General features: G+C 42.0%; 13 protein-coding genes. 4 read left to right on the top strand and 9 right to left on the bottom strand.

What is annotated here, in order from left to right; all coding sequences use genetic code 11:
* Positions 1 to 21: 21 nt before the first annotated feature.
* The 8 genes from FCL54_RS05745 to FCL54_RS05710 all read right to left on the bottom strand — a co-directional run bounded on the left by FCL54_RS05745 (position 22) and on the right by FCL54_RS05710 (position 11,520).
* Positions 22 to 1,320, bottom strand: a complete 1,299-nt coding sequence (locus FCL54_RS05745; protein WP_138124129.1) for an MDR family MFS transporter — start codon at positions 1,318 to 1,320, stop codon at positions 22 to 24.
* 244 nt (positions 1,321 to 1,564) lie between these two features.
* Positions 1,565 to 2,527, bottom strand: a complete 963-nt coding sequence (gene yhaM, locus FCL54_RS05740) for a 3'-5' exoribonuclease YhaM (RefSeq protein WP_138124127.1) — start codon at positions 2,525 to 2,527, stop codon at positions 1,565 to 1,567.
* 160 nt (positions 2,528 to 2,687) lie between these two features.
* The gene (locus tag FCL54_RS05735) at positions 2,688 to 4,052 is read right to left on the bottom strand and encodes a sensor histidine kinase (protein ID WP_138124125.1); all 1,365 of its coding nucleotides are present in this window, start codon (positions 4,050 to 4,052) and stop codon (positions 2,688 to 2,690) included.
* Positions 4,049 to 4,714 carry a response regulator transcription factor gene (locus FCL54_RS05730; RefSeq protein ID WP_138124123.1) on the bottom strand — a complete coding sequence of 222 codons (666 nt, stop codon included), beginning with the start codon at positions 4,712 to 4,714 and terminating at the stop codon, positions 4,049 to 4,051. Before FCL54_RS05730 ends, FCL54_RS05735 begins: the two co-directional genes overlap by 4 nt.
* Positions 4,715 to 4,791: 77 nt before the next feature.
* Positions 4,792 to 7,788: an ATP-binding protein gene (locus FCL54_RS05725; RefSeq protein WP_138124121.1), complete on the bottom strand. Its 2,997-nt coding sequence runs from the start codon at positions 7,786 to 7,788 to the stop codon at positions 4,792 to 4,794.
* Positions 7,789 to 7,801: 13 nt separating this feature from the next.
* Entirely contained in the window at positions 7,802 to 9,037 is a 1,236-nt protein-coding gene (locus tag FCL54_RS05720) for a metallophosphoesterase family protein (protein WP_171016700.1), read from the bottom strand.
* A 334-nt stretch (positions 9,038 to 9,371) separates the two neighbouring features.
* Positions 9,372 to 10,628 carry an ABC transporter permease gene (locus tag FCL54_RS05715; RefSeq protein ID WP_138124117.1) on the bottom strand — a complete coding sequence of 419 codons (1,257 nt, stop codon included), beginning with the start codon at positions 10,626 to 10,628 and terminating at the stop codon, positions 9,372 to 9,374.
* Positions 10,621 to 11,520 (bottom strand): ABC transporter ATP-binding protein, encoded by a 900-nt coding sequence (locus FCL54_RS05710; protein WP_138124115.1) that lies wholly within the window; start codon positions 11,518 to 11,520, stop codon positions 10,621 to 10,623. Before FCL54_RS05710 ends, FCL54_RS05715 begins: the two co-directional genes overlap by 8 nt.
* 163 nt (positions 11,521 to 11,683) lie before the next feature.
* Here FCL54_RS05710 and FCL54_RS05705 point away from each other — a divergent pair, with 163 nt between their 5' ends.
* From FCL54_RS05705 to FCL54_RS05690, 4 genes are all read left to right on the top strand, one after another.
* Complete coding sequence (locus FCL54_RS05705) at positions 11,684 to 11,869, top strand: YhzD family protein (protein ID WP_138124113.1); 186 nt, start codon at positions 11,684 to 11,686, stop codon at positions 11,867 to 11,869.
* A 113-nt stretch (positions 11,870 to 11,982) separates the two neighbouring features.
* Complete coding sequence (locus tag FCL54_RS05700; protein ID WP_138124111.1) at positions 11,983 to 12,315, top strand: nucleotidyltransferase domain-containing protein; 333 nt, start codon at positions 11,983 to 11,985, stop codon at positions 12,313 to 12,315.
* Positions 12,316 to 12,339: 24 nt separating this feature from the next.
* Complete coding sequence (locus FCL54_RS05695) at positions 12,340 to 12,831, top strand: DUF4111 domain-containing protein (RefSeq protein WP_138124109.1); 492 nt, start codon at positions 12,340 to 12,342, stop codon at positions 12,829 to 12,831.
* Positions 12,773 to 13,240 carry an NUDIX hydrolase gene (locus FCL54_RS05690; RefSeq protein ID WP_171016699.1) on the top strand — a complete coding sequence of 156 codons (468 nt, stop codon included), beginning with the start codon at positions 12,773 to 12,775 and terminating at the stop codon, positions 13,238 to 13,240. Before FCL54_RS05695 ends, FCL54_RS05690 begins: the two co-directional genes overlap by 59 nt.
* 37 nt (positions 13,241 to 13,277) lie before the next feature.
* Here the strand turns inward: FCL54_RS05690 and FCL54_RS05685 are convergent, their stop codons facing one another.
* On the bottom strand, positions 13,278 to 14,759 hold the full coding sequence (locus tag FCL54_RS05685; RefSeq protein ID WP_425467102.1) for an aldehyde dehydrogenase family protein: 1,482 nt from the start codon (positions 14,757 to 14,759) through the stop codon (positions 13,278 to 13,280).
* Positions 14,760 to 14,901 lie beyond the last annotated feature (142 nt).

Raw genomic sequence — 14,901 nt, 5'->3', positions numbered from 1 at the left:
CAGAAAAGATATTTATGTTACTTATTTTGCCGCTTCGATCGACGGTACTGATGCGGGTGGAGGTTGCTTTCCCCTTAAATAAAACATCAGATAATAACAGAGCGCACCTGCAAGTGAAAGAACCGAGATGACCGTAAACGTCCATGAAAATCCAATCAGTGAAGTTAACGGAATCGCAAGCGGTGCGATTGTTCTGCCGATCGTGAACCTCAAACTCGCTGCTGCAAAGTACTGTCCTCTCATGTTTTCAGGAGCGAGCTTAGAAACAAACCCTTCTTGGATTCCCACTGCCATCAGTTCCGCCATTGTGAAAATAAACATTGCTGCAAACAGAACCCAAACATGCTGTGTAGTTCCAAAAATCAGGATGCCGATTGCATACGTAAAAGCTGACATCATAAATACATTTCTTTCTTTATACTTGTTCATCCAGGTAGTCATCGCTACGGTCAGCAAAGCCACGAGCAAACCATTTTCTGCAATAATCCAACTGAATATGGTTTTCCCGTCTGCTTCTACGACCCAATTAAAAATCGATAGCACCGTTTGCTTTGGGACCATTTCGTTCATATAAACTGCGATCAGCAAATCCAACTGCATAAAAGTCTGGGCAATTAGAACACCCGCTACGATAAACAAAAGAAAAACTTTATCCTTCGCGATAATTCGATAATCCCTCAGCTGGTTCCACAAGAAGGTATGCCACTTCATTTCATCATCCTTAACAAGCGACTTTTCCCTTTTTTCCGGAGCGGTTTCCCTTATATAGTTCGACACCAGCCATGTTAGCAAAAGGCTGGCAAACGCAGCGAAAAGCAAAAGTCCAAAACGATATTGGAAGAAAAAGATCCCTCCAAGTATCGGCCCGATGACCACGGAAATATTGATAGCTGTATAAAAAACCGCAAACACCTTGTTCCTGTCCTTCTCAGGTACGATATCCGCGACCATCGCATGGCTTGCCGGCCAGTAAAAAGAACCAAAGATTCCAAGCACCGAAAAGCAGATGAACGTCAGGACAGGTGAATCTAGCCACGGGGAATTTGCATACGCAAACAATATAAAAGTTATTCCCTGGCCAAACGCTGAGAAAAGCATCATTTTTTTCCTACCATATCGGTCTGCGCAATACCCGCCGATCAAGTTGGCAAAAACCCCTAAAAGCTGGGATAAAACAAGCAAAATTCCGGCTGATTCTTTACCGAACGATTTGGCAAAATAAATTGCCATGAAAGGGAAAAACATCCAGAACAAAACATTCATTAACCCTTCCCCAAACAGCCTGATTTTCAGGTTACGGTCCCAATCTCTAATTTTCATTTGTAATCCCTCTTTTATTAAATTGTCTTGTTGCATTTTGACATAAAGAAAACTCGCCGAACGGCAAGCCTTTAGGTGAAGTCAGGACGTAGTTGCGATCATCTAAATTCTCAAATTTTCCAACGACGTCGAGCATTCTCCTTTGCTAAAAAGTTATCCTTTTCTATACGGTTAGAAAACCTGGCTAAACGCCAGGCTCTTCCAGATCTTTCTCCTCGTTTGTGTACAAGTAAATATATATTTTTCAACTTCTAACTTTAGCATCGTTTGATTGAAATTCAGGTTTATAAAATGAGCGATTATCCAGCGGAAATATCCGCTCTGTAAACTCTCCAGGCTGTACTTTGTTTAACGCCCTCTCCATCATGTTCATTTTAGCATCAATGTTATCGATGAGATGTAGGATTTCCCCTTCTTTAATCAGAGGAGACTTGGGGCTTCCCCACTCGGCCTTGCCGTGATGGGAAAGGATCAAATGCTGCAATATGGTTACTTCTTCTCCTTCGATCTCAAGTTCTTCTGCGGCAGTTCCCACTTCATTAACCATGATGCTTATATGTCCTAACAGTTTACCTTCAAACGTATACTGTGCTGCCACCGATCCTGATAATTCAGTCACTTTTCCCAGATCATGCAAAATAACCCCCGCATAAAGCAAGTCTGTATCAAGAGACGGATATAATGCAGCTATCTCTCTGGCAAGCCTTAGCATCGACACAACATGGTGGGCAAGGCCTGAAACATATTCATGGTGATTTTTCGTTGCTGCAGGATAAGCCATGAAGTCTTTTTGGTGTTTTTTAAATAAGTAACGGGTAATCCGCTGGATTTTAGGATTCCGCATTTCAAAAATATAATTGGTAATCGTTTCGATCACATCTTGTTCATTTATTGGAGCCGATTCGACAAGGTCGCTGACCCTTACCTGATCCATCTCGGTAGCCAGGCGAATCGTTTTAATTTTTAGCTGGTTCCGTCCACGATAACTTGTCACGTCACCTGTGATTTTAATAATATTTTGGGGACAGAGGCTTTCTTCATCTTCAGGTGTAGAATCCCATAGTTTTGCTTCGATTTCTCCGGACTTATCCTGAAGCATAATAGTTAGAAACGGTTTTCCGTTACTTGTTACGCCTTTTGTGACTGACTTTATTAATAAATAATTATCTACTTGTTCTCCAACCTTATAGTGATTGACTTCTTTCATTTTTTATCGTACACCTCCGGCAGATTAGCCTAACTTTTTCAAGTATAGCACATTATATAACAATAGATTGATAGATGGGTTATCCCATTGTCTGGTAACAGGCTAGATTGATTCTGTCATTGGATTCAAACAAAAAGAACAGCAGCATATGTACCGTTCTTTAGTTTGTATCGGTTTCTTTCGGAAGTTTCATTTGAAAACAGACCCCATTTTCCAGGTTCTCAACACTTACTGTTCCTTCGTGTCGCTGAATCACTTTTTTTACAATCGCAAGGCCAAGGCCGAACTGGCCCTTGTCTCCTTTTTGGAAAGGCTCGAACAACTGTTTTTGGTCGATGTTTTCAAAAGAAATCGGCTGGCCGTCATTAAAAACGCTAATTTTTGTTTCATGGCCGTCTTGCTCGGCGGACAAGATAATTTCACTCTCAGCATATCGAAGCGCATTTTGCACAAGATTATCCAGCGCAATTTCCAGCTGTTCCCGGTCCCCAATAAATGCTACTTCATCGCCTTTAATTTTAATATCAATATCTTCCCTGTGGTACATGAACCGCTCTTTAATCTCTTCAGCAAGAGACCCAAATTTCAGTGGTACTTTTTCATCCTCGGGCTCGGTTATCGAGTCGAGCTTGATATAGTACAGCATGTCTTTAACACGGCGTTCCATCCTTCTCGATTCCTTCATGATAACATCCATCGTTTCTTCCGTCGTTTCCTGCGGAAGGACTCCGTCTTTTATTGACTGCGCATAGCTCTGGATAATCATGATCGGCGTCTTTAGTTCATGTGATGCATGCTGGATAAACGTTCTTTGTGCAGAATCATAACGGATCAGGTTTTGCCTCATCTTCTCAAATTGGGCGGAGAGCGTTTGGAATTCTTCATCACCGTTCCAATGAAACGGTTCCTTCCAGTTCCGGTTGGCGATTTGTTCAAAACGGTCGCCTAGCATAACAAGCGGTTGCCGTAAATACCGCTCAAGCCATGCTGCCGGAAATAGACTTAAGAGCAATGCAGCAGCAAGAATCACCACAAGGCTTTCCCATAATCGTTCTACCATACGGTTTCGATAAGTATCCCACATATAGGAAACAAAAAATGCTTCCTGATTATTAAACTGTATTTTTCGAATCACATAAAACAGGGTCGCCTGTTTATAATCCAGCTGATATCTGGCTACATCCTCCCCCTGGATCCTGGCATGGTTTCTCATTTCTATAAAAACAGTAGTCGGAAGAGGGTCTCCCTGCAGAATATCCCCATACAGCTTGCTGATAATCGCATGGCCGACAGACCGCTCTGCTTCTCTTCGCTCGATAAAGTCTTGCTCTGTCTCTGGAGGCAGATTTGGCTCAGCCTGTGGAACTGTATATCTTCTCTGTTCATTTTCAATGATTTGATACGTTTCTTCCGTAAGCGTACCTTCAATAGAAAGTGGATAAATTATAGCAATAACAAGGCCGACCAGAAGAATTAAAATGCCGAACGAAAGCCAGATTCTTTTTCGTAAATTTAAGCGGATCATGAAATCAACCTGTATCCATATCCATAGGAGGTTTCCAGGTTAATCCTTGGCAGCTTCTTCCGAATTCTTCTTACCACATCATCTACCGCCCGATCTGATCCAACATAGTCCCTGCCCCATACATGGGTTAAGATCTCTTCTCTTGGCAGCGTTTCGTTTAAATGTTCAACTAAATACAGGAGAAGCTCCATTTCCTTTGTCGTTAAATCTACCGGCTCTCCTTTTTCAAACACTTTGCGGCTTACAGGATCCATCACATAGCCCGCAAGCTCTATTTTCTGAGGCGTTTTTTGCTGGTAAAAACGGCTTAATATCTTTTTAGCCCTGATCACTAGTTCTCTCGGCAAGAACGGTTTGGCAAGATAGTCATCGCTTCCTAGTTCAAGGCCCACGATCCGATCAAGATCTTCATCCCTGGCTGATATAAATATGACAGGGATATCATCCCTTGCCTTGATTCGATTTAACAATTCATAGCCATCGATCCCTGGCAACATAATATCTAAGACCCACAAGTGGCATTTTTGATCTAGATGATCAAGGGCTTCCTCCCCATCTAAAAATGTGCGAACCTTCCAGCCCTCTTTTTCCATATACGCTTTCAATACTTGAGAAAGACTTTGTTCATCCTCTACTAGATGAACGATATAGCTCTCACTCAATTCCGATCACCTCATTCCAAACGGCTTTTATATAAAGTATGACATAAAATGGCCCATGCCGTGAAATCAAAACACAACTATACAAGATGGAGAAGCTCTTCTTTTTCAAATGAATCCAGATTATAGGGATGGCAGGTAAAAAACAGCACCTGATGTTCCTCTGAGACCTTCTGAATCAATCTTCTCGTTTGGGATGATCTTAACCGGTCAAAGTTCACTAATAAATCATCAAGCAAGATTGGATACTTTTTCGAAAAAGACCCGGCCAATGCAAGCCTTATCGATAAGTAAAGCTGTTCCCTTGTGCCCCTGCTCAGTTCTTTCGGGGAAAATACGATGCCATCCATCCGTTCTATTGTAAATCCCCTATCACCTGCAGGTTGGTAGAGCCTGGTGTACTTCCCTTCTGTAATATAGGAAAAATACTCCTCTGCCTTTTCTAGAACAATCGGGAGGCGCTCTTGCTGATAATTAGATTTTGCCCTGCCAAGCATATCCTTTGCGACCGCATAAACTGCCCACTCGTATGCTCCCTGTTGAAATCGGCTCTGGCTTTGATGGTATTCATGCAAGGCGTCTACATAGTTTTCCCCTTCTAAAAGACTTTCCATCTTATGATTATTTTCAGCGGCAAGCCGGTTCATTTCTTTTTCTCGCTCTGTCAACTGGGTCAATTTTGTTTTCACGTTTGCTACTTGTAAGTCTATCTCCTGTTGGGTCTGGTTTTCGCTGCTTGCGATCGATTTTATAAACTCTCCGCTGTATCCGCTCATCCTCATCTGATGTTTAATTAAAGTTAGCTGTTGCTGGAGCTTTATAGCTCCTTCTCTTGTGTTTCCTTTTAAGCGAAAGGAATCTTCATCTGAACATGCCGCTTCATCCAGTAGTTCTTCGATCGCACTTTGGCAGGTGGAAATCTTTTGTTCTACTGTACCGAGGCTTTCCATTACATCCCTTCTTCGCTCAGAAAGGTATTCAAGCTGTTTTCTTTTATCTAATTCACCCTGGTACTTCTGCCATAGCATTGCAAGTGATACATCCGTCCCTCTATAAACAATAGCAAACTGATCGCATAATTCTTTTAATTCATTCTCCTCTTTGGCCAAATACTCTTCTAGAACTCCTGCCTTTTTAATCATGTGATCCCTTTGTTTGATTTCTTCTTTAGCTCTTTCGATCAATTCAAATCCTTCAATTAACGAAGCCGAAGGAAACGAAACGGGAAATCGGTATGAATGGATCCACGCCATAAGCTTATTCTCGTTAGTATGGTATTCTATTTCCCATTCGTCATACTTTTCGGCTTCTTGATCGTAATTTCGTGCCAGCCGTTTAATCCTTTCCTTTGCATGTCCATACTGAAAGCTTGCCTTTTCATGCAGTTCAAGAAGATATAGGGCATTCCGGGCATCTTGCTCCAGGTTATCTTCATCCTTATGATGAATGCTTTTTAACCTGGTTAATTCTTCCCTCTTTCTGTCCAGCGCTTTTAAGTCCGCACCACTATCAACAGATGGATTCTGCTGGCTGGCTTTATAAAACAAAAGGCTTCCTAACACTAACAGGAACATCGTTACCGCTGCGAATATCCACTCACCGGAGAGAAAAAGAAAAGAGATACTGATTACTCCGAATCCAATCAGGAGATACATGGGAAGAAAAGACGATTCTTTTTTTCCTCCACTACTCCTGTTCAGTTCCTCTAGTTGAATTTCTCTTGTTAATACATGGATGCGTTCTTCCCGATTTTTAACACTATCCCATTTTTGAACCGCCTCTTCTTTTTCAGAGTACTCCTGATCGGACAGGAGATCTTCTCTTAACTGGTTTCCTTCCTGTTCTGCTTCTTCCAGTTCTTCTCTCGCCTTCATCAAAGAATGATCAAGAAACTCCTTTCTCTGCTCGAGCTTTACCTTTGATGATAATAGTTCTTTTAATTGCTCTTTTGCAGCGAAACTTGTGTCTGTCTCAAGCAAATCTTCTTCGGACCACTCTTCTCCAAGCTTTCCAATCGAGCGGTTGATCTTCTCTTCAAGTGTGTTGATTTCCGTTTTGTAGGAACGAAGGGCTTCTTTTTTATTTTGAACCATGGATTCTCTTTCTTTTAAAGCTTCTACTTTCCCACCGTTATTCAATAGATTCTCGTTAAGATCCAGATCCTCGATTTCCCGGTCAATGTTTGAGCAGCGGTTTTTCAGCTCATTCCATTCTCCTTTTAAAAGGACGATTTGAGATTTCCACTTTTCCAACCTCTGGACGCCGTCTTCAGGAAACGGTGCATAAGATGGGAGTTCTTTCAACTGATGTTCCAGGCTCTTTTGTTCATTTACTAATGGCAGGAGCTGCTTCTTCTTCTCCAACAGGTGTTTTTCTGCTTCGTAGTTCTTTTTGTCAGTGTAGAGTTCTTCAAGCTCCAGTTTTATTTTGCCTTTTTGCCCAAGTAGATTGTTATAGGTTTCGTTTTTTTGTTTCCAGTCCTCCAGCCTTTCTTTCACTTTTTCCAGTTCAAAGAGCTGTTGATTCAATGTCGGCTTTCTGCCTGATGGCTTAAAAAGTTCTGAAAGCTTTTTATCCAACTCCTGCTCAACGTGTGAAAGGCCGCTACCGCCTGTTGTACCCGCTTCAAAAAGGTAACGGTTCAACATTTCCTCGTTTATGTTTTCCAGGTTTTGCAGTCCGGTTAAGTCACATGAGAAAATATTCTGGAATGTTTGCCTGTCCAGTCCGCCCAATAATTCGCCGAGCGTTTCTTCACCGCCTATTGTTCCATCACTGAATTGAACAGTGACATCCCCCGTTGCCTTTCCATAGGTCCGTTCAATCTGGATAATTTCGCCGTCTTCAAGCTCTACAATCAGTTTGCCCCCGTACTTGCTGTGTGTTTTCGGAACGTATCGATACTCGCTTTGCCCTTTCGTCGGAAAGCCAAAAAGCATGCACCGTATAAACGACATGATTGTAGATTTTCCAGCTTCATTGTCTCCATAAATAACTTGAAGGTTGGGGGAAAAGTTCTCAAATGTTTTATTTTCAAATTTACCAAACCCGTAAATATGAATCGTTCGTAACTTCAATTGTGTTCCCCCTCTATGTTCTTTCCTTTAAAAGGCTGTTCAATAATAGCTTCTCAGCATCACGGATAAGCTCCTGCTTTTCACTGGTTGATAGCTTCGAGATAAAATGCCTTGCTCTCCGGTGATGAAAAAGGGGATTCAGCGCTTCATCAATATCTTTGTCTTCGTATTGTTCGCTGAGTCTTACGATGTCTCCTGCGAATAGTTCGCTATGCTTCAACTCTTCTCTATCCCAATCTGGATTTGTTTCCACTTTCCATTCTGCAATCCATATAAAATCTTTTTTTCGTTCTTCGCCGTCCCTTAATGAGACGATAAGATCCTCGATTTCCTGATCGTTTTGAAGAAAGTCGTCCATGGTCCCACTGCCTGTGAACATAAGAGTTGCCATTACTCCATAATGGTCTGAGCGGATCCCTTCGATAACCTCTTCGCAACAAGAGTAAAGCTCTGAAAAGGAAGTTAACCCATCGATCGGAACTTCCACCTTTTTCCAGATAATTTCCGCTGTATTTTGAAACGTGAGCCGTGTCCTTTTCTTTTCCAATTCGACTAAATAACAGCCCTTCTCCCCTGTCTCTTTTTTACTCAAGCCCTGAATGTTTCCGGGATATAAAATCGGTGGCTCTGAAGTGAGAACCTGCCGTTTATGAATATGGCCCAGTGCCCAATAATCAAACTGCTTTTCAAGAAGTTGTTCTACTTTGAAAGGGGCATATGCTTCATGGTCAGAAGCTCCCTGTACGTTTCCATGAAGCATTCCGATATGAAAATCCGGACCTTCTTTTTTCACATATTCTTGTGTGCGGTTATCCGTAACCCTTTTCGTTGGATAACTGAACCCATATAAATGGGCCATCAATTTTCCGTTCTTATAGTATGGTTTAAAGCTCGTCTCTTCGCCAAAGATATGGACATTTTCCGGCCATTCAAGATTGACCCAGTACCCATCCAGCGGATCGTGATTACCATGAATAATAAAACAATCGATATGGTGGTCTTTTAAACGGATGAGCTCATTATGAAGCTTTATCTGGGCACGCAAACTTCGCTCTTCACTGTGAAACAAGTCACCTGCAATCAGAACAAAATCTACTTTTTTTTCAACCGCCAGGCTAACAATGTTATGCAGGGAATGAAAAGTGCTTTCTTTCATTCTCTCGTATATAGATGACGGCAATGAATGGAGCCCCTTAAACGGACTATCGAGATGCAGATCTGCCGTATGTATAAATGTAAGTTTGCTCATTGTCATCAGACCTTTCCCATCTTTAACTTATTGCTTTTATTTTATCACAATACGAGCGCACGTTCCCTTCCGTATGAATATTTTTTATCTTTCTGGATATGATGCACAGGAATCGAGTAAAGTTTTGATAGCGGACACTGGTGGCGTTATTTTGGAATCTAGTATCGCTTTTCCATTTTATAGGACATAGGATTCGTTATTAGCCTTAGTAGAGGCATAATTTATAAGAATTTCATCAAATAACGGAACCAGTGTCCTTTTGTCCTCCAAAGCGTAAAAAAGCATGCAACACGTTTGCCGTCCTGCATGCCCTTCTTTCTAAATCTAGAGATTGTTATGATTCTTTTTTTGCCAGTGTCAGTGCTCTTTTAAAATCCTTTAATGACGTTGATTTCCCATACATTAATACACCGCCGCGATACACTTTAGCCCCGACCAGAGCACAAACAACAATGGAACCGATTAAGAGTAATATGCCTAATCCAGCTTCCCACCAGGGTATATTGATCATCCCGATTCTTAAAAACATAACGATCGGAGTGAACAACGGAAAGTAAGAAGCTGCCGTGACAATTCCAGCTTCAGGGTTGCTGAGGCCGTACATCGCAATGAAAAATGCGGCGATGATAAACAACTGAACAGGCATAATCATTTGCTGCACCTCTTCTACCCTGCTTACAAGCGAACCGACCATCGCAAGCAGTGTTGCGTAAAGGAGATATCCCAGCAAAAAGAAAATTACCGCATAACCGATAAGTTCTAAGGATAGGTTGCTAAAATCCAGGAAGCTAACTAACCCTTCGTTGATAGTTGTCGAACCGGATCCCCGCAGGAAAAGAAAACCCGACAGAAGAATCAAGAAATACTGGGTGAGCCCTAACAGTGCCACCCCTAAAATTTTGCCGAACATTTGCTTTACGGGAGAAACACTTGAAATCAAGATTTCCATCACTCTTGAAGCCTTTTCGGTCGCTACTTCTACTGCGATCATGTTTCCGTAAAAAAGAACTGAAAAGTAAATGACAAACAGTAAGATATAAACAAACACCCTGGCCTGATTCAACTCATCCTCTGTTTTTGCGCCTTCCTCCAGGGCAACTTTGTTAAAATCGACAGGTGAATAGACCTCTGCGATCTGTGCTTCGCTTAAGCCGAGCTGCTCGGCGGCAATCCCTCCCTTAATCTGTTGAAGAGCCTGCTCAAGATCAGCGGGTACCCTTTGTTCAGCTACTGTTTTTGCTTTATAGGTAGCCTCCGGGAACCCTTTTGAATTCGTTTTTAGTATAAGATAACTATCCAGTTCGCCTTCCATAACCTGTGTCCTCGCACTGTCTTCCGTTCCTTCATAATGCTCCAGGTCGATCGTTCCATTCATTTGTTCGATTTGCTTTTGAAGAGGTGCAAACAGTACATTGCTTTTATCGATTACTGCGACCTTTTCGATTTTGTCTTTATCAAAATAATCCATAATTGTAGGCAGGTTTACGAGTCCATAAATTAACGCAATCGTTATCGCAGTAGTGATTAGAAATGATTTTGATTTTAACCGTTGAAGGTAAGTGTGAAAAAGGACAACCCAGAACTTATTCATAAGAAGCACCTACCTTCTCTATAAAAATGTCGTTGAGGGAAGGTTCTTCTAATTCAAACTTACGGACAAACCCTTTTCCTGATAGCTGTTGAAACAATCTTTGTGAAACTGATTCATCATTGATCTGGATGATAGCTCCCCTGGCCGTTCGCTTGAATTTTACAACGCCTTCAACCTCGCTAAGAAATGACAGGTCAAATTCTGCATCGATGAAAACATTCTTCTTTCCAAAAGACCTTTTCACTTCTTTTAGAGACCCTGCAACCACCGGCTTCCCTTTGTGTAAAATACAGAGATGTTCGCATAGTTCTTCCACATGCTCCATCCTATGGCTGGAAAAAAGAATCGTAGTTCCTTTCTCTTTTAAATCGACTACAGCTTCCTTCAACAGCTCTACATTGACCGGATCGAGCCCGCTGAACGGTTCATCGAGTATTAATAACTGGGGATTATGTATGACAGCTGCAATGAACTGTATCTTTTGCTGATTCCCTTTTGAAAGCTCTTCCACTTTCTTGTTTTTATATTCCGGTACTTTAAAACGGGTTAGCCAGTTTTCCATCTCTTGAATAATTTCCGTCTTTTTCATTCCTCTTAGGCGTCCCAGGTATAATAACTGATCTTTTACGGTCAATTTAGGATACAGCCCTCTTTCTTCCGGTAAATACCCGATTAAATGGCTAGTATCATAGTTTATTTTTTCGCCCTTCCAGGAGATCTGCCCTTCCGTCTGGTCTATCAGTCCAAGCAGCATTCGAAAAGTTGTCGTCTTTCCTGCGCCATTAGCGCCAAGCAAACCAAAAATCTCTTTTTCAGGAACTGTTAGATTTAAATGATCCACAGCTGTAAAAGCTCCGAATCTCTTTGTTACGTCTTTTATATCTAATGCCATGTCGTTCCTCCTTCCTGCACATCTAGTATAACGATTGAAACACAAAAATGATTCATAATTTTTCCGCCCTTTTTAAAACTTTTTAAGATTTTCCTCTCCTTTAGAAGGGAAAACAATATCCATTTAAGAATATTACATATAGGCAACTCAAGGAGGTTACAAGATGGAAAAATATATCATAACAGTTTTTGAAAAAGACGGCTCTAATGTATTAGATGAAACTTTCGAAGCAAAAGATGACAGGGAAGCCAAAGAAATAGGAAACAATATGCTGAAAGAAAAAGGCTTTTCTGATCATACTGCCCGTGTTGTTTCATCTGCAGGAAAACTTATCATTTTTCAAAGGTAACCATTAATCTGCTATCCTTACGCGTGCAAATCACTGCACGCGTTATTAGTGTTAGCTCTTTTCCCTATGGAGGGGAGCTTCTTCACTTTAAATAGATCGGAGGATCGATCAACATGCAAACGATACATCAAGAGTTCCCGTACTCGGTACAGCAGCAGCTCAATGAGTTAAACAAACGTTTGATTGACATCCTTGGCAATGATTTAACAGGTATTTATTTACATGGGTCACTTGCAATGGGGTGCTTTAATCCTGCAAGGAGCGATATCGATATTCTTGCGGTCAGTAGCTCCTCTTTGTCTTTTAAACAAAAAGAGACATTACTCGATTACTTGCTTGAGATCTCCAACAATCCGCATCCGCTAGAGATCAGCGTTCTTTCAGAAGCAAGCCTCCACCCCTGGAAGCATCCTTCCCCGTTTGAATTTCATTATAGTGAGGCCTGACGCCATCGCAAACGAAGCACGATTTTGGAAACGCCATTTCCTGGTGACCCTGATCTCGCTGCCCATATAACGATTCTTCTAAAAAGGGGCATTACCCTCTCAGGGCAAAAAGCTGCAGACGTATTTCCTGAAGTGCCTCTTGAAGATTATTTGGATGCGATCATGGATGATTTCGAGAGTGCCAGGGAGCAAATCGTTGATACGCCGATTTATAGCATATTAAACCTTTGCAGGGTTTATTCCTTTGTTAAAAGCGGATCTATTCTTTCAAAGAAAGAAGGCGGTAAATGGGGAGCGGGCATGCTGCCTGAACCATTTAATCGAACTGCCGAAAAAGCATATCTTATCTATTCAGGAAAGGTTTATGAAGATTGCTTTTCTGATGACCTTTTGCTTGCGTTTTCAGACTATGTATTCCAGAAAGTAAATGAGCTGCTGTCTGAAAGGGGGATTCGCAGTGATAACCGGGCAAAAAGTATTGGCTTATATTATCAGGAAAACCGAAGAGAGGATTGAATTACTGGTTCATGAGCATAGGGATTTTCCAGAAGCGGGCATTCAGGTCCCGGCAGGAACTGTCGAAGAAAATGAAAGCTTAGAAGAAGCATTGTTAAGGGAAATAAGTGAGGAATCCGGATTAGAAGGACTAACTTTAGTGGCAAAACTTGGGGACTATCACTATGCGGTTAAGGAACGAAACGAACTGCATCATCGCCATTTCTATCTTCTCAAAGCAGAGAAACCTGTTTCCGCTACCTTTGTTCACAGGATAAAAAGCCATGATAGCGATAATGGCCTTGTCTTTCTTTACCGATGGATTCCGCTGGAAAATGTTAAGCTTGCCGGAGAACAGGATTATTTCGTGAATAGAATCAACCGGAGCTGCGAGGGTCGTCTGTTAAACTCTCCTGAACAGTATACATGAACAAAGCGCCTGGATCTCCAGGCGCTTGCTCCTCTTATTAACCTAAGTTAATCCAAACACTCTTTACTTCCGTATAGTTATCCAGCGCATAGGAGCCCATTTCTCTTCCCATACCTGACTGTTTATAACCGCCAAATGGAGATGCTGCATCAAATACGTTGTAGCAGTTCACCCAGACGGTACCTGCTTTTAAGCGGTTTGCAACATAATGCGCATTCTTAACATTTTCTGTCCACAACCCGGCAGCCAGTCCGTAATCGGAATCATTCGCGCGGTCGATCACCTCGTCTAAATCTTCAAATGGCATCGCAGCTACTACAGGGCCGAAAATCTCCTCCTTCGCGATCGTCATTTTATCATCAACGTCCGCAAAGACAGTCGGCTCAACAAAGTAACCGTTTTCAAAAGGAACGTTACCACCTGTTAACAGCTCGGCACCCTCCGACTTACCTTTATTAATATAATCCAGTACGCGGTTATGCTGTTCCTGGGAAACGAGCGGTCCCATTTCTGTATCAGCATCGATTCCTCTTCCCTGTTTGATTTTCTGTGCATGGCTTACAAGGTCTGCCATCACATTATCAAAGGATTTTTTCTGGACGAACAGGCGGGAACCGGCACAACAAACCTGTCCCTGGTTGAACATGATTCCGCTCATCGCTCCAGGTACCGCACGGGACATATCAGCGTCAGGCAGAATAATGTTCGGCGACTTTCCTCCAAGCTCAAGCGTTACGCGCTTCAAGTCTTTTGAAGCCTGGGACATAATATATTTTCCAACCGCAGTCGAGCCAGTGAAGGCAATCTTATCAACCTGTGGATGTTGCACTAAAGCGTCGCCAGCTGTTTCTCCAAATCCTGGAACCACATTGACAACACCTTCTGGGAATCCTGCTTCTTCCATCAGTTCAGCAAGATAAAGTGCAGATAGCGGAGTTTGTTCAGCCGGTTTTAATACAACTGTACAACCTGTCGCCAGCGCCGCTCCTAATTTCCATGCAGCCATCAACAGCGGGAAGTTCCATGGGATGATTTGTCCAACTACACCAAGTGCTTCATGGCGGGTATAGTTAAAGAACTTTCCGGATACAGGAATCGTCTGCCCCATAATCTTGGTTGCCCAACCAGCATAATATCTGAAGTGTTCAATCGCAAGCGGTACATCGGCATTGGCTGTTTCACGTATCGGTTTACCGTTATCAAGCGTATCGAGCTGGGCAAGCTCTTCTTTGTTTTCCTCCATTAGATCTGCCAATTTATAAATGAGTCGGCTTCTGGATGCTGCTGACATCTTAGACCATGGACCTTCATCAAATGCCTTTCTTGCAGCCTTTACAGCTTCGTCAATGTCTTCTTTCAATGCTTCGCTAACTGTTGCAAGCGTTTCACCTGTGGAAGGATTTACAGTTTCAAATGTTTTGCCGGAAAGAGAATCAACCCACTTTCCATTGATATACAATTGTTTGGTGCCTTTCAAAAACTCTGCGACCTTCGGATTGATGTTAAGCGTTTTTTCCAAAACAATCCCTCCTAAATATATTGTTCAAAATTTTCCAAACAATATAACTATTCGAGGATAAATCTAGTTTTCCTTCTTTCCTTTCATTTTTTTTGGGAAAATCGCTCGACGTTTTTCAACAATATTCACAGGGCCAGAGTAA

The organism is Exobacillus caeni, assembly GCF_005747095.1.
GTDB classification, from domain to species: domain Bacteria; phylum Bacillota; class Bacilli; order Bacillales; family Guptibacillaceae; genus Exobacillus; species Exobacillus caeni.
Note: the sequence above shows the minus strand (reverse complement) of the source record. Positions and strands in the feature narration are given on the sequence as shown.